The 21,504-nt window shown below is 28.4% G+C and carries 23 protein-coding genes; 12 read left to right on the top strand and 11 right to left on the bottom strand.

Features of this window, described 5'->3' with window-relative positions; all coding sequences use genetic code 11:
- From ACQY5W_RS04170 to trmD, 8 genes are read right to left on the bottom strand one after another with little or no spacing between them, the layout of a single operon-like run.
- A complete protein-coding gene (locus ACQY5W_RS04170) occupies nt 1-636 on the bottom strand; it encodes an SDR family NAD(P)-dependent oxidoreductase (RefSeq protein WP_428023689.1) in 636 nt (211 codons plus the stop codon).
- A complete protein-coding gene (locus tag ACQY5W_RS04165; protein ID WP_428023688.1) occupies nt 633-1,241 on the bottom strand; it encodes a DedA family protein in 609 nt (202 codons plus the stop codon). The genes ACQY5W_RS04170 and ACQY5W_RS04165 overlap by 4 nt, the downstream gene beginning before the upstream one ends.
- Nucleotides 1,242-2,051, bottom strand: a complete 810-nt coding sequence (locus tag ACQY5W_RS04160) for a metal ABC transporter permease (protein ID WP_428023687.1) — start codon at nt 2,049-2,051, stop codon at nt 1,242-1,244.
- Complete coding sequence (locus ACQY5W_RS04155) at nt 2,045-2,791, bottom strand: metal ABC transporter ATP-binding protein (RefSeq protein ID WP_428023686.1); 747 nt, start codon at nt 2,789-2,791, stop codon at nt 2,045-2,047. The genes ACQY5W_RS04160 and ACQY5W_RS04155 overlap by 7 nt, the downstream gene beginning before the upstream one ends.
- Nucleotides 2,792-4,033: an SPL family radical SAM protein gene (locus ACQY5W_RS04150; RefSeq protein ID WP_428023685.1), complete on the bottom strand. Its 1,242-nt coding sequence runs from the start codon at nt 4,031-4,033 to the stop codon at nt 2,792-2,794.
- Entirely contained in the window at nt 4,030-4,554 is a 525-nt protein-coding gene (locus ACQY5W_RS04145; protein WP_428023684.1) for a nucleoside phosphorylase, read from the bottom strand. Before ACQY5W_RS04145 ends, ACQY5W_RS04150 begins: the two co-directional genes overlap by 4 nt.
- 41 nt (nt 4,555-4,595) lie before the next feature.
- Nucleotides 4,596-4,952, bottom strand: a complete 357-nt coding sequence (gene rplS / locus ACQY5W_RS04140; protein WP_428023683.1) for a 50S ribosomal protein L19 — start codon at nt 4,950-4,952, stop codon at nt 4,596-4,598.
- 55 nt (nt 4,953-5,007) lie between these two features.
- Nucleotides 5,008-5,697 carry a tRNA (guanosine(37)-N1)-methyltransferase TrmD gene (gene trmD, locus ACQY5W_RS04135; protein ID WP_428023682.1) on the bottom strand — a complete coding sequence of 230 codons (690 nt, stop codon included), beginning with the start codon at nt 5,695-5,697 and terminating at the stop codon, nt 5,008-5,010.
- Between the two features lie 63 nt (nt 5,698-5,760).
- Here trmD and ilvA point away from each other — a divergent pair, with 63 nt between their 5' ends.
- The 3 genes from ilvA to ACQY5W_RS04120 all read left to right on the top strand — a co-directional run bounded on the left by ilvA (nt 5,761) and on the right by ACQY5W_RS04120 (nt 8,382).
- On the top strand, nt 5,761-6,966 hold the full coding sequence (gene ilvA / locus ACQY5W_RS04130; RefSeq protein WP_428023681.1) for a threonine ammonia-lyase: 1,206 nt from the start codon (nt 5,761-5,763) through the stop codon (nt 6,964-6,966).
- An 89-nt stretch (nt 6,967-7,055) separates the two neighbouring features.
- Entirely contained in the window at nt 7,056-7,745 is a 690-nt protein-coding gene (locus tag ACQY5W_RS04125) for a F0F1 ATP synthase subunit A (RefSeq protein WP_428023680.1), read from the top strand.
- Between the two features lie 76 nt (nt 7,746-7,821).
- On the top strand, nt 7,822-8,382 hold the full coding sequence (locus ACQY5W_RS04120; RefSeq protein WP_428023679.1) for a thiamine phosphate synthase: 561 nt from the start codon (nt 7,822-7,824) through the stop codon (nt 8,380-8,382).
- Here ACQY5W_RS04120 and ACQY5W_RS04115 read toward each other — a convergent pair.
- Nucleotides 8,379-11,114 carry a RecB-like helicase gene (locus tag ACQY5W_RS04115; RefSeq protein ID WP_428023678.1) on the bottom strand — a complete coding sequence of 912 codons (2,736 nt, stop codon included), beginning with the start codon at nt 11,112-11,114 and terminating at the stop codon, nt 8,379-8,381. The two genes, ACQY5W_RS04120 and ACQY5W_RS04115, sit on opposite strands and share 4 nt — an antisense overlap.
- A 96-nt stretch (nt 11,115-11,210) precedes the next feature.
- On the opposite strand from ACQY5W_RS04115, the gene argB reads away from it, so the two are divergent.
- The 9 genes from argB (at nt 11,211) to ACQY5W_RS04070 (ending at nt 20,254) form a co-directional block, all read left to right on the top strand.
- Nucleotides 11,211-12,110 carry an acetylglutamate kinase gene (argB, locus tag ACQY5W_RS04110; RefSeq protein ID WP_428023677.1) on the top strand — a complete coding sequence of 300 codons (900 nt, stop codon included), beginning with the start codon at nt 11,211-11,213 and terminating at the stop codon, nt 12,108-12,110.
- Nucleotides 12,111-12,126: 16 nt separating this feature from the next.
- Complete coding sequence (gene thrC, locus ACQY5W_RS04105) at nt 12,127-13,605, top strand: threonine synthase (RefSeq protein WP_428023676.1); 1,479 nt, start codon at nt 12,127-12,129, stop codon at nt 13,603-13,605.
- A gap of 180 nt (nt 13,606-13,785) precedes the next feature.
- On the top strand, nt 13,786-14,292 hold the full coding sequence (locus ACQY5W_RS04100) for a Rieske 2Fe-2S domain-containing protein (protein ID WP_428023675.1): 507 nt from the start codon (nt 13,786-13,788) through the stop codon (nt 14,290-14,292).
- A gap of 9 nt (nt 14,293-14,301) precedes the next feature.
- Nucleotides 14,302-15,552 (top strand): cytochrome b, encoded by a 1,251-nt coding sequence (locus tag ACQY5W_RS04095; RefSeq protein ID WP_428023674.1) that lies wholly within the window; start codon nt 14,302-14,304, stop codon nt 15,550-15,552.
- Nucleotides 15,549-16,421: a c-type cytochrome gene (locus tag ACQY5W_RS04090; protein WP_428023673.1), complete on the top strand. Its 873-nt coding sequence runs from the start codon at nt 15,549-15,551 to the stop codon at nt 16,419-16,421. Before ACQY5W_RS04095 ends, ACQY5W_RS04090 begins: the two co-directional genes overlap by 4 nt.
- Before the next feature lie 30 nt (nt 16,422-16,451).
- Entirely contained in the window at nt 16,452-16,847 is a 396-nt protein-coding gene (locus ACQY5W_RS04085; RefSeq protein ID WP_428023672.1) for a hypothetical protein, read from the top strand.
- 126 nt (nt 16,848-16,973) lie between these two features.
- On the top strand, nt 16,974-18,311 hold the full coding sequence (locus ACQY5W_RS04080; protein ID WP_428023671.1) for a c-type cytochrome: 1,338 nt from the start codon (nt 16,974-16,976) through the stop codon (nt 18,309-18,311).
- Nucleotides 18,312-18,320: 9 nt separating this feature from the next.
- Nucleotides 18,321-19,514, top strand: a complete 1,194-nt coding sequence (locus ACQY5W_RS04075; RefSeq protein ID WP_428023670.1) for a hypothetical protein — start codon at nt 18,321-18,323, stop codon at nt 19,512-19,514.
- Between the two features lie 68 nt (nt 19,515-19,582).
- Nucleotides 19,583-20,254 carry a response regulator transcription factor gene (locus ACQY5W_RS04070; RefSeq protein WP_428023669.1) on the top strand — a complete coding sequence of 224 codons (672 nt, stop codon included), beginning with the start codon at nt 19,583-19,585 and terminating at the stop codon, nt 20,252-20,254.
- A gap of 107 nt (nt 20,255-20,361) precedes the next feature.
- Here ACQY5W_RS04070 and ACQY5W_RS04065 read toward each other — a convergent pair whose 3' ends face one another.
- Both ACQY5W_RS04065 and ACQY5W_RS04060 read right to left on the bottom strand, forming a co-directional pair.
- The gene (locus ACQY5W_RS04065; protein WP_428023668.1) at nt 20,362-21,030 is read right to left on the bottom strand and encodes a 16S rRNA (uracil(1498)-N(3))-methyltransferase; all 669 of its coding nucleotides are present in this window, start codon (nt 21,028-21,030) and stop codon (nt 20,362-20,364) included.
- The gene (locus ACQY5W_RS04060) at nt 21,030-21,425 is read right to left on the bottom strand and encodes a hypothetical protein (RefSeq protein WP_428023667.1); all 396 of its coding nucleotides are present in this window, start codon (nt 21,423-21,425) and stop codon (nt 21,030-21,032) included. The genes ACQY5W_RS04065 and ACQY5W_RS04060 overlap by 1 nt, the downstream gene beginning before the upstream one ends.
- Between the last annotated feature and the right edge of the window lie 79 nt (nt 21,426-21,504).

The raw sequence follows: 21,504 nt of genomic DNA, 5'->3' as shown, positions 1-21,504 counted from the left end.
TTAACTCTTCTTTTTTATCTCTAACTTTTGAGGCCTAATTGTTATATCAGTAATAACACCATTAAAATTTATTATATCTAAAACACTTTTTGCAATATCTTCAGCTAAAAGATGAGAATCTTTACTATCTCCTGGCTCAAAATTAAACTCATCAAAAAAATTTGTTTTTGTAAGATCTGGGTTTATTGTAGTAACTTTTACATCACTTCGTCTAAGTTCTTCAAATAAAGCCAAACCAAAATCCCTAAGTCCTGATTTTGTTGCAGTATAAAGCGCTGAAAACTTAGAGTGCCTTGTAGCCTCCACAGAAGCAATATTTATAATATGCCCCTTTGTTTTTTTTAAACTTCTAAGAAGTAAATTGGATAAAATTATTGGTGCTGTTAAATTAACATCAATCAACTCTTTTATTTTTGATAATGAAATCTCTTCATGGGGTTTAAAAATACCAACTCCAGCACAATTTACTAAAACATCGATATCGTCTACTTTAAGTAATGATTTTACCTCTTTTTCTAAAGAATCAAAATCATCAACCCTACTTTTTAGTTTTATTATTTGAAAGCCGTGTTTTTCTAGAATATCTGAAATTGCTTTACCTATGCCTGAACTATATCCAGTAACTATTGCTTTCATACTTTTAAGCTTTTTCTTTTATAGTTTTTATAATAAAGATATGCAACTAAAGACAAAGTAATTAAAATAACTATTACAATATATCTTAAATACTCTTTTATTAGTAGTTCATTATCACCAATAAAATATCCAACTAAAGCTAAGATTATAACCCAAATGGCAGCACCTAAACTTGTATATAATGAAAACAAAAATATATTCATTTTTGCAAGTCCTGCAGGAAAAGAGATATATTGTCTAACAGCAGGAATTAACCTTCCTGAAAAAGTTGAAATATGCCCATGCTCTTTAAAAAAATTTTCCATTTTATTTATAGTCTCTTCATTTATAAAAAAATATTTTCCGTATTTAATTAAAAATTTTCTACCAAATTTTATTGCTAAATAGTAGTTAAACAATGCACCTGCTAAACTTCCTAACACTCCAAAAAGAATTGCTATAGTCATATTCATTTCACCTTTAAAGGCTAAATAACCAGCTGGAACCATAACAACTTCACTTGGGAAAGGGAAAAAAGAGCTTTCTAAAAACATCATTATAAATATTCCAACATATCCTAATGAACCAACTGTTTGAACTATAAAATTAACTATTTCATGTAACATTTAGAACCTAACTTTTAAATTTTTATATATTATAAACATAAACAGTGACAAAGCGCTTACAATTATAATTGTAGCACCAGAAGTTAAATCAAAAGTATATGAAACATATAGACCAATTAACGTGAAAAATGAAGATAAAATTCCAGAAATTATCATCATCCCATATAATGAATTTGATACTTTTTCAGCAATATATATAGGAATTGTTAAAAGTGCAATTACTAAAATCAAACCCACAACTTTTATTGCAATTACAACAGTAAGTGCTGATAATACTAAAATTAGTGTATAAAAAAGTTTAACATTTATTCCCCTTAAAGAGGCATATTCACTATCATATGAAACTGCTAAAATATCCCTATAAAAAAATGTCACAGTTGATATTATAACAGCCAATAAAATACCCATATATATCAAATCATCACCACTTACTGCTAAAATTGAACCAAATAAATAACTCATTAAATCAACATTATAACCAGGTGTTAAATCCACCAAGATAATTCCAATAGCCATTCCACAAGCCCAAATAAGACCTATAAATGTATCTATTCTATCCCTTTGATAAAGGGTTAAATATGCCATCAAAAGTGCAGCACCTATTGCAAAAGCTGAAGCCCCAAAAAATATTGGCAATCCAAAATAAATGGCAATTCCAATTCCACCATAAGAAGTATGAGCTATTCCACCTGCAAGAAAAACCATTCTATTTACAACAATAAGTGAACCAATAATTCCCGAAGCAATACTAACTAAAAGCCCTGCAATAATTGCATTTTGTACAAAAGTATAATTTAAAGCTTCTAACATTCGCAACTCTTTTTTGTACCCAAAAGCTGAAGCATTTCAACTTCGCAAAAGTGATTATCAGCATTTGGAATACTATTTTGTTTATCTGAAATATCATGAAAAGTCAGTTTTTTATTTATATGTGCAACCTTTGAAGCATAACCTAAAATTACAGAAATATCATGACTAACTACAACTATAGTGATAGTTTTATTTAAAAATTTTAATAAATCATAAATTTGCTTTTGACCATCCACATCAATACTAGCAGTTGGTTCATCTAAAAGTAGGATTTTAGGATGTGCACATAAAGCACGTGCTATCATCACCCTTTGTCGCTGTCCACCTGATAAAGTTCCAATTTTTACATCTGCAAAATCTTGCATTCCAACTTGTGCTAATGCACCCATTGCACAAGCTATCTCTTCTTTTTTATATCCAATAAGTGGTCTTTTATGTCCCACATGTCCCATCATAACTACTTCAATAACTTTTATAGGAAAATTAACATTTACATTTGTGTTTTGAGGAACATAACCTATTTTTGAAATATTTTTTTCAATCTTTGAGCCAAAAAGTTTGATTTTTCCTTTTTTAACTCTGTTTATCCCTAAAATAGTCTTAAGTAGAGTTGATTTACCACCACCATTTGGACCAATTATTGCTAAAAAATCATTCTCTTTTATAGACAAATTTATATCTTCTAATATGATTTGTTTGTCATATGAAAAAGTTAAATTCTTGATTTCTAATATATTCATCTATCTTCTTTTATCTATTTTACTTAAATATGACATTTTCATCATATCTTCCATTTGATTATTTGAAAAGTACTCAAAACCAAAACAATCTTTCCAAAGTTTGTGGTCTTCCATACATAAATAGAAGTATACCTTATTGTGCCAAGGTTTAAAAGAGTCATAGGCAAATTTAAACATCTCTTTTTTTATTTCATATGGATATGATTGTTTTTTGTTTATCTCTTCAAAGGGCATTTGTAAAATTTTTGATTTAAAATCTCTGCTTTTTATTTTATTTATAACTGGTTTTATAAAAGTAAGTGTTCCAAAAGAGACTAAAGCCACATCATCAGGATTAAACTCACTTATTAAATTATCAAATACCTCTTTGTACTCATCTAAATAATTCTCATAATGAACAATTGGATGAAAGTGAAATCCTACAATTACACCTTTATTTGCTAAAGCTTTTGCAGCATCAACTCTTTGTTCTAAGGTAGCTGTTAGATGCTCTTCATTTTTTATGATTGTAGGAGTATTTAATGACCATGTACAAATTATATTTGCAGGTACATCATTTTCCAAAAAATATTTTATGTTGTTTGATTTTGTTTTAAATTCTAAAATAACATTTTGGTTTTCCCTAGCAAAATCAAAAAGTGCATCTAAAAGACCCCCTTTATTTCCCCACATTAAAGAATCAGAACTCTGCCCTGTTCCTATATGATAGGTGTAGTTAGGATCCAATTTTAGCTTTTTAAGATTATCTTTAAAATTAACATCAAAACCTATTTTATCTTGATTATAAAAAGATTGAATGGAGCAATAGGAACAATCAAAGCCACAAGACTGCACAGCATCTAAAGTAAGTAAATTACAACATCTTGTACTTTCACTAGCAACTGGGCAAGAACCTAAGCCTACACTATCTTTTTTTATCTCTTGAAAAGAAAAACGTCTAGGTTTTTCATAAGCTTTTTCATCAAAAGAGTTATATGAATTTGATGATTTCTTTAAATCTTCCCAAATTTTTCTAATATGATTAAAAGCATTTTTTCTTGAAGGATATTCTTCTTCAAAAACTTCAAAAAGCTCTTTTTCATTCCACATTGTAAAATCAATTGTAAAATCAATAAGTTGTTTTAACTCTTGATATGAAAACTGATATTTTAAATATATTTTTTTTATAAACTTTTTATTTTCTTCTTTTAGATTTTCATAATTTGTTTTTAAAATATGTTCATTAAATTTTTCTATACTCATATATATTTTTCCCAAGATTTAAAACTATTTTGTATAAGTTCAATTACAAATGATTTTTTAGGAATAGTTATATCCAAATAATCAGAAACCACCTTAAAAATATATATATCTTTTATATATTTTAAACATGTTTCTTTAAAATATAAACTCTCCATATCTACTAATAAAGTCTCTAAATTTTCATCACTATCAAGGGGAGTATCAACAGTGGTAATTGGAGCAAAATTTATATTTGGTAATAATCTATTTGTACAAAATAGAGTTCCTATTTTGATAGACTCATCACAACATCCAGCAATTCCTATATTGATTGCTTTTGATATTTGATAGTTTTCAAACACAAAAGTTAAAGAATCAATAGTATTTTTTTTACCCATACCTGATACTATTAAAATAATATTATCATTGAAAAAAAGTTTGAAATTTTGAATAGAAATATCTTGTTTAAGTTTGTAAAAGTTGATTAAGTATTGTGCTTCTGGTTGAAGGGCTGTATGAATTAAGACTTTAAAGTCAAGCATAAGAATAAAAAGTCGAAGTAAAAACTTCGACTCTTAAAAGATTACTTTTTAAGCTCTTTAATTCTAGCTTTTTTACCAGTTAATCCTCTTAAGTAGTGAAGTTTAGCACGTCTAACTCTTCCTCTTCTTAATACTTCAAAAGATTTGATTGAATCTGAATATAATGGGAAGATTCTCTCAACACCAACAGAGTTAGCCCCAAGTTTTCTTACTGTAAATGTAGCGCTTACACCTTCAGCACTTCTAGCAATAACAATACCTTCGAAAGTTTGAACTCTCTTTTTGTCACCCTCTTTAATCTCAATACCAAGTCTAACAGTATCACCTGCTCTGAATTGAGGAATCTCTTTTTCTGCAATTTGCGCTGCTTCAAAGCTCGCAATGTATCTATTTTTCATTGTATTTCCCTTTAGTGAAAGTGCCCGCATTTGCAAGTTGCGGGGTATCACATTTCTATTTTGTTTTTTTCTTCGTAACTAAACCTGGTCTAAAATATTTTGTTTTGCAAATAGACAGATTATTTTTTAAGTCGGCAATTTTACTATGATTTCCCTTTAAGAATTCTTTAATTACACTTAAGTTCTGAAAATTTTCAGGTTTTGTAAAAGATGGCGCTTCTAAAAGGTTGTTTTCATAGCTCTCAACGTCTAAAGATTCTGCATTTCCAAGTACATTTTCAACATTTCTTGAAATTGCATCTGCCATAACTAATGAAGGTAATTCACCACCTGTTAGTATATATTCCCCTATACTAAAAACTTCATTTGCATATTTTTCTATAACTCTTTCATCTATTCCTTCATATCTTCCACTTACTATAACTATATTTTTTTTATTTGCTAATCTTTTTGCATCTTTTTGATTAAAAGGTTTAGCAGCAGCTAATGGGAAAATAAAATAAGCCTCAGGATTTTTACTTTTAATATCATCTAAACAATCAAATAATGGTTGAGGAGTCATCAACATTCCTGCTCCTCCACCTACCATTTGTTTATCTGTCTTTTTATGTTTATCAATTGTATAATCCCTTGGATTATAAAACTCATATGATATAAAGTTAGCCTCTATTGCTCTTTTTAATATTGAGTCATAAAAATAAGGTTCTATTAAATTGGGAAATAGTGTCACGAATGTAAATTTCAATCTTTTAAGCCTTTAATAAATATTTTGATATTATCACGTTTAAATTATTTAGAGAAGTATGAAATGATAACATTAAAAGATATAAAAGAAGCAAAAACAAAGTTAGAAGGTATCATATTACAAACACCTCTTACTTATGCACCATTTTTAAGTAAAGAGTTTAATAGTAATATTTACTTAAAAAAAGAGAATCTTCAATTAACAGGAAGTTTCAAAATAAGAGGTGCTTTTAATAAAGTTGCCTCATTGGATAAAGAAACAAGAGATATTGGAATAGTAGCAGCAAGTGCGGGAAATCATGCACAAGGTATAGCATATGCAGGAAATTATTTTGGTTGTGAAGCAACTATTTTTATGCCAGAAGCTACACCACTTACAAAAGTTAGTGGTGTAAAACAATATGGTGCAAAAGTAGTTTTAGGTGGACAAAACTATGATGATGCTTATAGTGCTGCAATAAAATATGCGGAAGAAAATAATAAGACTTTTATTCACCCTTTTGCAGATGATAAAGTAATTGCTGGTCAAGGGACTATTGGATTAGAAATAATTGAAGAACTAAAAGATTTAGATATATTGGTTATTCCTATAGGCGGAGGTGGTTTAATAGCTGGTGCTGCTGTTGCTGCTAAATCTGTAAATCCTAATATAAAAGTAATAGGTGTTGTTGCAAGTGGTGCAAGAGGAATGAAAGAGTCACATGAATCAAGATTACCAATTGACTCAGCTTATGTAAAAACTATTGCTGATGGAATTGCAGTAAGAGTTGTAACTCCTAAAATGTTGGATTATGCTTTAGAATTTGTTGATGAAATAGTAGAAGTTGAAGAACAAGAAATAGCAAATGCAATTTTATTTTTACTTGAAAAACATAAGCTTGTAGTTGAAGGAGCTGGTGCTGTTTCTGTTGCTGCACTTATGCACAAAAAAATCGATATTGAAAACTCAAAAGTTTGTGCAATTATTAGTGGTGGAAATATTGATGTAACAATGTTATCTCAAATTATTGAAAAAGGTTTAGTAAAATCATTTAGAAAAATGAATCTTATGGTAACACTAATTGATAAACCAGGTTCATTGATGCATTTAACATCAATTTTCCAATCAAGTGATGCAAATATAGTACAAATAGATTACGATAGAAGCTCTATAAACTTGGAGTTTGGTGAAGCATATCTTACTGTTTCTCTTGAAACAAAAGGTGAAGAACATCAAAAATTAATACGTGAAAATTTGAAACATAACGGATATAGATTTAAACAAATCTGATCATTTTATATACTATTTATAAAATATTTAGAAATGAGAGTATATAATAAGCGCCATAACAAGTAAAGAAATCATAAAGAAGGAAAACGATGGAAGGAAGATTATTTACATTCTTCGGAGCTATTGGTGGTCATAGCCAAGAATGGATTATTTTGTCGCATTTTATTTTAACAATTGCGATTGTTTTTTTAATAGCAAGAGCTGCTACAACTAAAATGCAACTAGTTCCAACTGGTGCACAAAATGTTTTAGAAGCATTTATCGGTGGTGTTGTTGCAATGGGTGCTGACACTATGGGTGAAACAAACGCAAGAAGATATTTACCATTAATTGGTACATTAGCTTTAGTTATCTTTGTAAGCAATATGATTGGAGTTATTCCAGGATTTGAAGCTCCAACAAGTAATATTAACTTTACTTTGAGTTTAGCATTAATAGTATTTATTTACTATAACTATGTGGGGATTAAATTAAATGGTTTTGTTAACTATTTTAAACATTTCATGGGGCCTATGCCAGTACTTGCACCATTAATGTTCCCTATTGAAATTATTTCTCATGTATCAAGAATTATTTCATTATCATTCAGACTTTTTGGTTCAATTAGAGGGGATGATATGTTCTTAATGGTACTTTTAATGTTAGTTCCTTGGTTATTACCATTACCAGGTTTCTTTTTATTAACTGCATTTGGTGTATTACAAGCATTTATTTTTAGTATTTTAACATACGTTTATATTGCTGGTTCTGTTATGATGCACGAGGAAGACCATCACTAAAAACTAGATGTTTAAAATCTAAAAGGGGAAAGAAAATTTTCTTTCCCCTTTTTTTATATCTATAAAATGGATAAAAATGGAAGATACTTTTAACTACTATTTAATTACTGATCCTAAATATTATACAAATAATAAAAAAATTTTCAAAGAAAAACTAGAAAAAACTCTAAAAACAAAAAGAGTTGATATGGCTTGTTTTAGGGATAAAGAATCTTCAAATTATGAAGAACTAGCAGAACTATTTTTTAACACTTGTAAAAAATTTAATATTAAACAAATACTTTTAAATGAAAATATAAAATTAGCCCAAAAACTAAATTGTGGTATTCATTTAACTTCAAAACAATTTGACAAAATAAAATTTGCAAAAGAAGCAAACTTATTTACAATAATATCTTGTCACAATGAAGAAGATATAAAAAAAGCTATTTTATCTAAAGCAGATGTTATTACCTATTCACCTATATTTGACACTCCAAATAAAGGTGAAGCAAAAGGGCTTGCAAAATTAGAAGAGATAAATAAAAAATATACTATAAAAATAATTGCATTAGGTGGAATTATAAATGACTTACAAATAGAGCAAATAAAAGCTTCAAAAAACTATGGATTTGCCTCTATTAGATACTTTGTTTAAATAGCTTTTAAATAAACTTTTTTATTTGTTAAATAAATCAAATAAGCGTAAACCTCACTACTGTCACTTATCTCTTTAATTGCCTTTTTATAAAAAGAGACCTGTTTTTCATGCTCTGGATTTTCACTTGTAGTAGTTTTATAATCAAAAATATAATATTTATTCTCTTTTTCTATAAGTAAATCAATAACTTTAATTTCACCATTATAAATTAAAGATTGTTCCCTTAAAAAGTTTGCATTTTCTAAAAATGAATTAAATTCAGCATTTTGAATCAATAATATAATTCTTTGTTTTATATCATCAAAATCTTTATCTTCCAAATAGACTGAATATCTACTTTTTGTAAGATTTAAAGAGTATTCCAATTGATCTATTGTAAAACTATTCATCATCTCAAGACAGTAGTGTGTTGCGATTCCAAAATATCTTGATTTTAATTCAAATTCATCACCATAATCTTTTGAAGATTTATTTGTTTGTCTTCCTAAAGATAATGGTTTGTATTCTACTTTTACTATTTTTTCATTGCTATGTTTTTTAACTTCATTTATAATCAATTCACCTATCTTACATGGTGTTAGTCCAATTAAGTCAAATACTGATTTTTCCTCTTTCTTAAAAATAAAAAGGTTATTTTTTGCCCTTGTAAGTGCCACATATAAAATATTTAATTCATCCTCTTGTTGTAGAGCTTTTTCCTTGTTTAATGCTCTTTCATAGTTTTCATCAAATTTATCTAAATTGGATATTTTATAATAAACATTATCTAAATAAACTCCACTATATTCAAAAAGTAGTGAGCTTCTATCTATATTTTTATTTTTGATTCTATCAAGTAAAATTACAGTATCAAACTCTAATCCCTTTGATTTAAAAATAGTCAAAATTTGTAACCCCATTTGCTCTTTATTTTCAATTGGAGTTTCCATTAAATCAACTTCATAAACAAAATCAACTATATCTGTAAAACTTTTTGATTCTTCAATAAATCTAATGACATTGTCATCTAAGATATTAAAATGTTTTGCTACTTTTAATATAAGTTCAAACACCCTATTCTCTTGTAAATCAAACTCAAACTCTATATTTGTATTTGGTGCATTGCCAATAATTGCATTCAAATTTTCTTTATAAATTTTTTCTTTATAATAAAGATATTTTATGGCATTGATACAAGCTTTTACATTCTCTTGATTTATTAATTTTGAGGTCATTTCTGTAGAGATTTTAAGGGTTGGAAAAACCTTACTTAAATATGAGTATAACTCTAAAACATCATCATTTGTATATGTAAGTATTGCGATTGAATTGGGGTCAATATTTTTTCTTATAAGCCCTGCAATTATACTTGCAATTGTTTGATATTTTTCATCTTCTTTTAGCTTATCATCACTTATTACTTCAACATATCCATTTTCAATATTACTCAACTGCTCATAGTACTCATAATTGTTTAAATTAATAAATGCCCTATTTACGAACTCAACTATATTTTTGGCACTTCTAAAGTTTGTATTTAAAATCTCTGTTTCTATTTGATTATGTTTTTTACTTACAAAATCAAAAAGTTCTCTTTTCCCACCTCTAAATCTATAAATAGATTGTTTTGTATCTCCCACATAAAAAAAGCTTTTAAACTTCTCATTACTTCCTGAAAGTGTCTCTTCAATAAGTGGTTCTAATATTTTATACTGTAAAAGCGAAGTATCTTGAAACTCATCTATTAAAATATGATTATACTTACTATCAAGCCTAAAATATAAAAAATCTTTATCAATCTTACTACTTAACAGTTCATAAACATAATTTGATATATCATTAAATGTAAAATAGTTTTTATTTTTGTTGTAAGATTTTTTAAACTCTTTAAATAAATTATATAACTCATATAGTGAACTTAAAGAGTATGCAGATCTAAGTTTATAGTAGTTACTAATTTCAATTTTTAGCTCTTGGAAATTTTTTTCAAACTCTTCATTTGCCCATTTTTTAAAATCCCTAGAATCACTAGCTACATCTTTGGTAAGCCACGTTTTACCCCTATCTAAAAGCTCTTCAAAGTTATCAAAATCTACAGCTTTTAAAGAAGCATTTGAAGCACCCTCACATGATAAAATATGTTTTTTTAATTTGAGTGCAATTTCAAGGGCTAAGTTTTTTTGTAATGGGATTAAATTTTCTTCAACATTTACTACTTCAAACTCTTCGTTTTTTTCATTTAAATTTTGAAAAATATCAAAGATAGAGTTAAATTTTTTAGACTCATAATATGAAAAAGTTATCAACTTATCAAAGTTTTCTAAACTAAGTGTTTGTAAAAATTTATAACTTAAATTTTCAACATTGTCTTGTCTAATTGAAAAATCATCATCAACTCCTATATAACCACTAAACTCCCTTAAGATTTTATTTACAAATTTATCAATTGTATAAATGGAGAGTTCTGAATTTAAATATAGATTTATGAGATTTTCTTTTTTATTTAGTATTTGCTCTACTGAAAGTTCTGATACTTTTGAGATTTGTTCAAGGTAAATTTCATCATTACCAAGATTCTTTAAAGTTTTAAAAACTCTCTCACTCATCTCATTTGCAGCTTTGTTTGTAAATGTCAAAGCCAAAATTTCTGTAGGATTGGCTCCTTTTAATAACAACGATATGTATCTTACAGTTAGTGCAAAAGTTTTTCCACTTCCTGCACTTGCTTTTAATGCTAAATATTTTTTCATAAAAAAATGATACTAAAAATCTGCCAAATATTGCATTATATTACAAAAAGTAAATTTGTTGTATAATGCCGAACTTTTAAATAAGGTTTTTAAATTATGCAAAAAAAACATACAACAGTAGAAACCCTACTTGATGCCATTCCATACATCAAAAAGTTTTATGGAAAAATAATTGTTATTAAATATGGAGGAAGTGCACAAACTTCTCCAGAGCTTCAAGAAAAATTTGCACAAGATATTGCACTTCTTTCACTTGTAGGAATCAAACCAGTAATTGTTCATGGAGGAGGAGCTAGAATTTCTGAGTTATTAAAAAAACTTGAAATTCATTCTGAATTTGTTGATGGTCATAGGGTTACTTGTGGTGATAGTATGAGAGTTGTAGAAATGGTATTAAGTGGAGAAATAAATAAAAATATCACTTCACTACTTAACCACCATGGAGCAAAAGCTATAGGAATTTCAGGTAAAGATTCATCAATAATTAAAGCAGAGCCAAAAGATGGTGGAAAATTTGGTTATACAGGTGTTATAACTGATATTAATGGAAAAATGATTATTAATCTTATAAATGAAGGATTTATCCCTGTTATTGCACCAATTGCAGATGCAAAAGAACCAGGACATCCAGGATTTAATATAAATGCTGATGTTGCTGCAAGTAAAATTGCACAAGCACTTAGTGCACAAAAAGTTTTATTTTTAACTGATACAATTGGTGTTTTAGATAAAGAAGGAAAGCTACTAAATTCATTGGATAAAGAAGATGTTTCATCTTATAAAAATGATGGAACTATCGCTGGTGGTATGATTCCAAAAGTTGATTCTTGTATTGATGCTATTTATAACGGTGTAAATAAAGCTCATATAATTGATGGAAGAGTTGAACATTCAATTATTCTTGAATTATTTACAAGTGATGGGATTGGTACACAATTTGTTAGGAAAGACAACCCAAATAATGGAATAGACTTAGAAAAATTATTAAACGACTAAAAAGGTAAAAATTAAAATGAATTTTATAGAAACACGTGGAAATGATGGAATTAAAGCTAAAGAAGTAAGTTTTAGTGAAGCAATTTTAAGCCCAAGTGCTTCTTTTGGTGGACTTTATGTGCCAAAAGAATTGCCAAAATTAGAAGATAACTTTTTACAAAATCATATTAACTCAAGTTATAAAGAAGTTGCATATGATATTTTAAAAGCCTTTGAAATTGATATTGATGAAAGTGAAATCAATAAAGCTTTAGATTTATATGATAATTTTGATGATGCCTCAAATCCATGTCCAGTAGTTAAAATAGAAGATGACCTTTTTGTACATGAGCAATATCATGGTCCAACACGAGCGTTTAAAGATATGGCTCTTCAACCTTTTGGTTCGATTTTAAGTTCAATTGCAAAAAAGAAAAATGAAAAATATCTAATTCTAGCTGCAACTTCTGGAGATACAGGACCAGCAGCACTTAATACTTTTAAAAATAAAGAGAATATTCAAGTAGCTTGTTTATATCCAAGTGGTGGTACAAGTGATGTTCAAAGACTTCAAATGGTTTGTGAAGATGGTAAAAATCTTAAAGTAATAGGAATTAAAGGTAACTTTGATGATGCACAAACTGCACTTAAGAACCTACTTGCTTCTTCATCTTTTAAAGATGAATTGGAAAAAGATGGTATTAAACTTAGTGCTGCAAATTCAGTTAATTTTGGAAGAATTATATTCCAAATCATTTACCACTTCTGGTCATATATTCAATTACTTAAACAAAATGAAATAACATTTGGAGAAAAAATTTATTTAATTGTTCCTAGTGGAAACTTTGGGAATGTTTTAGGTGGATTTTATGCCCTTAATATGGGTGTTCCAATAGAAAAACTTCTTGTTGCATCAAATCAAAATAATATCTTAACTGAATGGATTAACACAGGGGTTTATGATATTCGAGGGAAAGAGTTAAAACTTACAAAATCTCCTGCAATGGATATTTTAAAATCTTCAAATATAGAAAGAGTTATTTTTAGTCTTTATGGAGATAAAAGAACAAAAGAATTATTAGATTCATTAAATGAAAATTCTTATTTTAAGATGACTGAAGAAGAGACTAAAAAACTTCAAGAGTATTTTTCTGCCATTAATTCAGATGATGAATATGGAGTAAAAATAATTAAAAAATATGCAGATAAAAATTATATAATGGATCCACACACAGCCACTTGTATTAAAGCATACGATAATTTAAAAGAAAAAAATCTAAAAACAGTTATGTATTCAACTGCTGAATGGACAAAATTTTCTCCAACAGTATTAAATGCAATATCACAAAATAATGAAAAATATGATGATAAAACTGCTCTAGAAAATATCTCAAAAATTTGTAACGTAGAAATTCCAAACTCAATTTCACAACTTTTTAATTCAACTATTTTACATAATGATATTGTAAATAAAGAAGAAATTGAATCAAAAATTATTCAATTTATTTCAAAGTAATATAACTTAAAATTATAATTCTAAGGTTATTCTTAACCTTAGGAGCTCTCAAGATGTCCTTTTTTGTGTAATTTAGACACGTTTTACTAATTTCTTGCTTTATTTTGACTATAGTCAATTATATTTAAGATACTATTAAATATAATGGGAAGATTTTATTTTAAAAAAAGGAAGCCAAATATGTCTAACAAAACTAATAGACGAGATTTTATTGGTTACTCATTTGCAGCTGTTGCAGCTGTAGGTGGTGCTGCGTCGCTTGTTGGTATGAAACAAACGTGGGATCCACTTCCAAGTGTATTAGCTGGTGGATTTACAACAATCGACTTAGCCCCACTTAAAGCAGGTGAGCCAGAAACATTTACGTGGAGAGGAAAGCCAATTTTTGTTCTTAAAAAAACAGCTGAAATGGAATCTTCAGAAAGAGATTTAGTTATAGGTAGTGATAGATATACTGTTGCTATTGGTCTTTGTACACACTTAGGGTGTATTCCTGCATGGAAAAAAACAAAATGGAAATGTGCATGTCACGGTGGGGAATTTAACCCAAGCGCTAAACAAGTTTTTGGACCTCCTCCAAGACCTCTTGATTTACCTCCATTTGAAGTAAAAGGAACTACTATTGTTTTAGGTAATACCGGTCCTGAATCTGAAAAAATTGCTGCTTATTTAGCAACACAAGCTTAGGAGAGTAAAATGGCGAAATTTGAAAAAGCAAACTCTGTTGGTGAGTGGTTAGACCAAAGATTAAATCTTACTACATTCAATAAAGTTATGATGACTGAATATTGGATTCCAAAAGATATTAACTTTTTATGGGCTATGGGTGTACTTTTAGCTACAACTTTTGGGATTTTAGTTATCTCTGGAATTTTTTTAATGATGTACTACAAACCAGATATTAATTTAGCATTTGACTCTGTTAACTATACAATTATGCAAGAAGTTGCATATGGTTGGTTATTTAGACATATGCATGGTGTTGCAGCATCAGTTGTATTCTTAATTATCTATATTCACATGTTTACAGGTATTTATTATGGTTCTTATAAACAAGGTAGAGAGATGATTTGGATTTCTGGTATGTTATTATTTATGACATTCTCTGCTGCTGGATTCTCTGGATATATGTTACCATGGGGACAAATGTCTTACTGGGCTGCGATGGTTATTACAAACTTATTTGGTGGTATTCCTTTCATTGGTCCTGATTTAGTTGTATGGATTAGAGGTGACTTTAACGTTGCTGATGCTACATTAACAAGATTTTTTATGTTACACGTTTTCTTATTACCTATTACAATCATGGGTATTATTGGATTACACTTTTATACATTAAGAATTCCTCACGTTAATAACCAAACTTCAGAAGAGCTTGATTTTGATGCTGAAGCTGAAAAATATTTAAGTGGAAATAAAAAAGAAGCAAAAGTTATTCCTTTCTGGCCTATATTTATTTCTAAAGATTTAGCAGTACTTGGTATTTTCTTATTATTCTATTTTTACTTAGTATTCTTCCATTATAACTTTGCAATGGACCCAGTTAACTTTGATCCAGCAAATAATATGGTTACACCTGCTCATATTTATCCTGAGTGGTATTTCCTATGGTCATATGAAGTACTAAGAGGTTTCTTCTTTGATGTTGGTCCTGTTAAAGCATTTGATATTGGTCTTGCAGCATTTGGATTTGCTAATGCTATTTTCTTAGTATTACCATTCCTAGATAGAGATCCTAAAATCTTACCAGCACACAAAAGACCTAAATTCTTTATTTGGTTCTGGATTTTAATGGTAGATTTAATTGTATTAACAATTTGGGGTAAATTACCTCCTACAGGAACAAATGCTTATATTGGATTTGTAGCTGCTATGGCATTTATTTTAATATTCTTAGCTTTACCTATGGTTACGAAGTCTGATGCTAAGAAAAGGGGTGACGTATGAGAGAATTGAAAATATTAGCAGTAGTAGTAGCTTTAACACTTATTACTTACTGGGGAGTTGAGCCATTTGCTCATTCTCAAATGCACCCTCACGTTGAAGCTCCTGATTATGAGTTTAAAGATGTAGATGGTTTAAATGGTCTTAAAGGTAATGCTGACAATGGTGCAATCTTAGTTCAATCTAACTGTACAGCATGTCATGGTATTGAAAAAGCAGGTTTCCCTGCAGTGATGGATAATGCTAGCAGTGCTGCAGCATATGGAGTTGTTCCACCAGATTTAAGTACTGCTGGAAAACTTTATAATGCTGATTATATAGCTGCTTTCGTAAAAAATCCAGCAAAAGCTTCTAAAGTTGAGCATAAATATGTTGATGGAAAAGTTCATCCAATGCCAGGTTATGACTGGATGCAACCACAAGAAATCGCTGATATAGTTGCTTATTTACAATCAATTGCTCCAAAAGAGATGACAAACAAAGAAGTATTTACAAATGCTTGTCAAAGATGTCACTCTATTAAATATGGAGATATGAAAGGTGGTACAATGCAATCATTTACACCTGATGCAAATATCAAAGCATATATGGGGAAAAATCCACCAGATTTATCTCAATTTATTAGATCAAGAGGTCATCAATATTTACATGAATTTGTAAATAATCCACAAAAACACCTTGAAGGTACGGCTATGCCAAGAGTTGGTTTAACAGAAGAAGCTGAAACTCAAGTTATAGCTTATTTAGAAGAAGTTGGTGATTCTAAAAAAGCAGAAAGAGAAGAATTGGGACCTAAATTCTTAATTTACTTAGTAATCTTTGCAATTTTTGCTTGGTTATGGAAATCTAAACAATGGAGAGAGATGCACTAAGTGCATCTTCTCCATTACAAGGAAAAAAAAATGAAATTAATCAAATTAGCACTAATTGCAACTCTATCTTTTGGTGTTGCAAATGCAGATAATGTTATGCAAAAATCTATGGACTTAATGGATCAAGGTATGACTAAAATTCAAAAAGGATTTATTAACAGTAATATCGCTTTAATTAAAGAAGGAGCGAAGTTAGTAAATGAAGGTAATGCACTTTTTTCTGATAAAAAAGTTATTAAAGAGTATTTACCAAAAGATAAAAAACATATGCTAAACGTAGCAGAAAATGCTTCAAAAAGAATCAATTTAGACTTAAATGTATTAAATCTTAACTTAGATGACAAAGCTTATATAAATGCTTCTAACGCATATTCAGATATGCTGAACGCATGTTCAAGATGTCACTCAATTATTAGAGAGTGGTAATTTCTTTATGGGTATGAAGTTTAACTTCATACTCTTTCTTCCAATAAACTAATATTTTTCTTAAATCTAACAATTAATTAACACAGTGTAGCTATCATTTTCCATTAATTTAAATAAGGAGGCTTCATGGATATTATAGGACAATTTCCATTGTTTTATTTTCCAGAATATGGAAGTGCATGGATGATGGGTATGACAGGAACAATTCACATCTTAGCGTCACATACTTCTGTTGGTGCTGCAATGCTATTTGCATTTTTAGCTTACAAAGCATATAAAGAAAATAGAAGTGATTTATATCCGTATATGAAAAGATACGGAATGTTTTTACTAATTTTTTCTTATGTAATTGGTTCAATTACAGGGCCTGGTATTTGGTATACTGCAACAGCAGCAAGTCCAAGGGGAATAAGTGCTCTAATACATAACTTTGTTTGGGTTTGGGCAACAGAATGGGTCTTTTTTGTTTATGAAGTAATTGGGGTATTTGTCCTTGTTTATTTTATTGATAAAATTGATAAAAAAACTCACTTAAAACTAACCTTTTCATTTGCTTTAGCATCCGTAGGAACATTAGCACTTATTATTGGAATAATTAGTTTTATGATGTGGCCAGGAACACAAAGCTTTTATACAACAGGAAGTGCAAGTGATGCTTTTTTTGGAACTAATATCTTTCCGCATATGTTTTTAAGAATAGGATTTATGATTATGTGTTCAGGGGTAATTGGTCTTCTTATTTCAAGTGCAATGAAAAAAGATAATTTAGAATTATCAAATGAACTAACTAAAAAAATGGGTTATATAAGTATGCTTGGTGGGTTTTTAGTTATATTCTTTTTTATGTGGTATATGGGAACACTTCCAGATAATGCCCATGCTGTATTTAACATAACAAAAGCAGATGTTATTCAAAGTAGAATTATTCTTACAATTATTTTTTCAGTTTACTTTTTAATTGCAATTATTAAACCAAAATATATAAGCACACCAATAGCTGGTGTAATGATTTTTGTAATTCTTATTGCAGGTATTTGGCCTGGAGAAAAACTAAGAGAATCCATGAGAAAACCGTATGTAGCTGGACAATATATCTATTCAAATCAAATTATTAGTAGGGATGTTCCAGGAAAAGGAATCAAAAGTGAACTACCAATAATTGCCCAAAAAGGTCTTTTACAAGTAAACCCTTTTGTTCCAGAAAATCTAAAAGTTATAACAGAAGAAAATAAACTAGAAGCAGGAGAACTCCTTGCAAAAATGTCATGTTCAAATTGTCACTCATTGGAAAAAACTGGGAAATATAGACCACTGAAAGATAGACTAACAGCTATGGATAAAGAAGCTATTAAATCAATTTTATATGCAATAGGTGATGGAGGAATGCCATATATGCCAAAACTAAAACTACCAGAACAAGAAACAGATGCAATTGCCCAATATCTTGCATCATTGAAATATTAAGGAGGATTTATGGACGCATCAGTATTATTAGCACTAAGAGACCCAGCAGGGGTACCTTTTTATCCTGTAGTATTTCAAGTACTATATGTTTTAACATGGGCATTACATGCAGCTTTTGTTTTATTGGCTTTAGGTTCCATGGGATTATCAATTTATGGAACATTTAGTCAAAAAAGTGATTCAAATTGGAAAATATTAACACCACATTTAATCCAAACAGGCAAAATAAGTATTTCAATACTTATTGTTTTAGGAGTAGCTCCATTACTTTTTACACAAGTAATCTATGATCCAAACTGGTATGTGGCAAACACCCTTTCAGGTATGTGGGTATTTATATTTATTTATACTTTAATTGTTGGTTATATTATGTATTATTGGTATTACTATGCAAATAAAAAACATGAGGGTGGAGGGAAACTTATTGGTATTATATCCTTCGGAATTTTAGTATTTGCTGGATTATTAATGCACAACTTTGCAGTTACTTCAATCATGCCAAATGAATGGATGAATATGTATGCTCCAAATGGCATTGTGGATAACAGTGGTTGGACATTTAACATGGATATCGTAAGATTAGTTTTTATGGTAAGTTTAGCAATACCCGTTGTTGGTATATTTTTACAAAACTATAGTAGATTTTTAAGTACAAGAAAAGACTTTAGCTCTGAATTTATAAAATATACAGCTGGACTTGGAACAAAAATGGGGGTTATTGGATTGGTTATTAGTGCCCTTTGTTTTGTAGCATGGATGGTACAAATAGATTATTTATTTACTCCTCTTTCTTTAGCAATTATTGCAGGTGTTGCTATTTTATTATTAATGGTTGGAAAAAATAATAATAGTTACCTAACAACTATAGTATTAGTTATTGTAGCTTTATTAATTTCTGGAATGAGAGAACTTATTAGATTTAATATTATGAGTAACCTAGGATATAGTATTTATGAATATCCAGTTAATTTAGAAATTCCTACAATTGCTATGTTCTTACTTACTTTTTTAATTTTAGGAGGAGTAGGAGTAGCTTGGCTTTTAACTATGGCATGGAAAGTTGGTAAAAACCAAGGTATATTTGATGGTTCAAAAGATGTAGCAGTTACAAAATTAGGTAATTATACACTTGGAATAATGATATTATGGATGGTAATTTATTTTACTTGGGGAATGTTTATACTATTTAATAATATTCTTTAAAGTTGTTAAATACTAAAAATGCTAAAGGGTTATTTCCCTTTAGCATTTTTTATTACGGGAGTAATAATATGTTTGGAACAAAAATACTCTTTTTAGAAGATGATAAACTATATCAAGAAACCATAAAAGACTTACTTGAAGAAGAAAAATTTTATGTTGATACGTGTAATGATGGAGAAGAGTTTCTAAATAAGATTTACAACAATATTTATGATTTATATATTTTAGATATTAATGTACCTCAGATTGATGGATATGAGATTATGAAAATATTAACAGAATATAAAGATGAAACTATAAGATTAGTTTTAACCTCTATTCCCAATAGTACTATCAAATCTTTCAAAAGTGGCTGTGATGGATTTTTAAATAAAACTGGTAATAATATTGAATTGATTCTAAGAATAAAATCATTAATTAAAAGAACATATAGAACTTACCACTCAAATATTCAAATAAGTAAAAATCTAATTTATAATATTTTTTCAAAAGAGCTATATTATGATAAAAAAAGAGTTGAAATAGAGGCACAACCCCTTTTGATTTTAAATTATCTAATCAAAAAAAGAGGAGAATTTGTTTCTAAAGATATTTTAGAATCAAATGTTTATCCATCAAATAGTGATTCAAAATCAGATGTAATACGTTATCATATTTGGAATTTACGAAAAATACTTGGTGTAGAATTAATTGAATCACAAAAAAACAGAGGATATAAGCTAAAGCCGATTGGTGTTTAGTGGCTTTGCTTATAATTGTGAATTGATAAAATTTAGTAGGAGATTACCTAATTCATTGTTTAAACAATAGAACTATAAAATATTAGTGTTAATTATTTGTTAGATTATTAAACAATCAATTTTGATGCTATCACTGTAACTGCTGTTTCACTTCTTAAAATCAAATTTGAATCTATTCCTACAATTTTTTCTTGTTTAAATTTATCTAACTCTTTAGGAGAAAATCCCCCTTCGCATCCTACAATTACACTTTTTATCTCATCATTATTTTTAATATAATTATTTGAAAAATTAAATATAAAACTATCATGATAATAGCTTAATACCTCATCAAGATTTTTTAATATTTCTAATTTTATAATCGAACTTCTTCCACACTGTTGAGAAGAATTAATCAATATTTTTTCAAATTTTTCAAGATTTAATTTAAAATTCTTTTGAGAATACTCACCATAAAAAAATGTAATTTTATCAACACCTATTTCATTTAAATATGGAAGTTGTTTTTCTATGGTTTTAGGATCAACAATTGACCAAATAAGATGAAATTTCTTATTTGCTTCAACTATTTTTTCATCTCTTTCAATTAATCTAAGTGTTGCATCTTTTTTGCTTATATCAAATATTTCATAACAATAAAGATAACTATCCCTCAAATTTCTAAAAAATATTTGTGCACCAATTTTTTCACGTCTTGCTTTAAAAAGATATTTATAAATATCTCCATCAACTTTTAAAATATCTTGTGAGGCATCAGCTGAATAAACAAATTGCATTAGAAAATCTTACTTATAATATATGTAGAAACTACTATAATAATCTCTATAAGATATATTTTTTTAGAAAATTTTAAAAACTCTTCTTGTAAAGCTACATCTGCAACTTTAATAACTCTCATTTTCTTAAATCGTTTAATCTCTAATACCATAACGGCAATTGAAGCAGCAATCATAATAAAGATTGTAAAACTAAATATTTTTTCATAAAAAGCAACAATAGTTCCAGTATAGATAATAATTGCATTTAAAGTATGATATAAAGGAGTTAAAAATTTTAATCTTTTAGCTAATTTAATAAAATTATCTAAATTATATACGCTATAAAAATTTACAATCATAACCGCTAAAAAAAGGTATATAAAAAAGACATGCGTATCTATTGAATCTTGCATTAAAGCCATGTGTTTATCTCACTTTTAAAAAATTTTGGTATTATATCAGACTTAAGCATAGGTACAAGTAAAAGGATTT

It is taken from the genome of Arcobacter sp. (assembly GCF_050300555.1).
GTDB lineage: Bacteria > Campylobacterota > Campylobacteria > Campylobacterales > Arcobacteraceae > Arcobacter.
This window is presented reverse-complemented; position numbering and strand designations above follow the sequence as displayed.

Bases quoted from the DNA above. Each gene is read 5' to 3' on its own strand.
- ACQY5W_RS04100 (WP_428023675.1), top strand. From the start codon at position 13,786: ATGTCTAACAAAACTAATAGACGAGATTTTATTGGTTACTCATTTGCA.
- ACQY5W_RS04170 (WP_428023689.1), bottom strand. From the start codon at position 636: ATGAAAGCAATAGTTACTGGATATAGTTCAGGCATAGGTAAAGCAATT.
- thrC (WP_428023676.1), top strand. From the start codon at position 12,127: ATGAATTTTATAGAAACACGTGGAAATGATGGAATTAAAGCTAAAGAA.
- ACQY5W_RS04070 (WP_428023669.1), top strand. From the start codon at position 19,583: ATGTTTGGAACAAAAATACTCTTTTTAGAAGATGATAAACTATATCAA.
- ACQY5W_RS04090 (WP_428023673.1), top strand. From the start codon at position 15,549: ATGAGAGAATTGAAAATATTAGCAGTAGTAGTAGCTTTAACACTTATT.
- ACQY5W_RS04150 (WP_428023685.1), bottom strand. From the start codon at position 4,033: ATGAGTATAGAAAAATTTAATGAACATATTTTAAAAACAAATTATGAA.
- argB (WP_428023677.1), top strand. From the start codon at position 11,211: ATGCAAAAAAAACATACAACAGTAGAAACCCTACTTGATGCCATTCCA.
- ACQY5W_RS04095 (WP_428023674.1), top strand. From the start codon at position 14,302: ATGGCGAAATTTGAAAAAGCAAACTCTGTTGGTGAGTGGTTAGACCAA.
- ACQY5W_RS04120 (WP_428023679.1), top strand. From the start codon at position 7,822: ATGGAAGATACTTTTAACTACTATTTAATTACTGATCCTAAATATTAT.
- ACQY5W_RS04065 (WP_428023668.1), bottom strand. From the start codon at position 21,030: ATGCAATTTGTTTATTCAGCTGATGCCTCACAAGATATTTTAAAAGTT.
- rplS (WP_428023683.1), bottom strand. From the start codon at position 4,952: ATGAAAAATAGATACATTGCGAGCTTTGAAGCAGCGCAAATTGCAGAA.
- ACQY5W_RS04160 (WP_428023687.1), bottom strand. From the start codon at position 2,051: ATGTTAGAAGCTTTAAATTATACTTTTGTACAAAATGCAATTATTGCA.
- ACQY5W_RS04085 (WP_428023672.1), top strand. From the start codon at position 16,452: ATGAAATTAATCAAATTAGCACTAATTGCAACTCTATCTTTTGGTGTT.
- ACQY5W_RS04060 (WP_428023667.1), bottom strand. From the start codon at position 21,425: ATGCAAGATTCAATAGATACGCATGTCTTTTTTATATACCTTTTTTTA.
- ACQY5W_RS04115 (WP_428023678.1), bottom strand. From the start codon at position 11,114: ATGAAAAAATATTTAGCATTAAAAGCAAGTGCAGGAAGTGGAAAAACT.
- ACQY5W_RS04165 (WP_428023688.1), bottom strand. From the start codon at position 1,241: ATGTTACATGAAATAGTTAATTTTATAGTTCAAACAGTTGGTTCATTA.
- ACQY5W_RS04075 (WP_428023670.1), top strand. From the start codon at position 18,321: ATGGACGCATCAGTATTATTAGCACTAAGAGACCCAGCAGGGGTACCT.
- ilvA (WP_428023681.1), top strand. From the start codon at position 5,761: ATGATAACATTAAAAGATATAAAAGAAGCAAAAACAAAGTTAGAAGGT.
- ACQY5W_RS04145 (WP_428023684.1), bottom strand. From the start codon at position 4,554: ATGCTTGACTTTAAAGTCTTAATTCATACAGCCCTTCAACCAGAAGCA.
- ACQY5W_RS04155 (WP_428023686.1), bottom strand. From the start codon at position 2,791: ATGAATATATTAGAAATCAAGAATTTAACTTTTTCATATGACAAACAA.
- ACQY5W_RS04080 (WP_428023671.1), top strand. From the start codon at position 16,974: ATGGATATTATAGGACAATTTCCATTGTTTTATTTTCCAGAATATGGA.
- ACQY5W_RS04125 (WP_428023680.1), top strand. From the start codon at position 7,056: ATGGAAGGAAGATTATTTACATTCTTCGGAGCTATTGGTGGTCATAGC.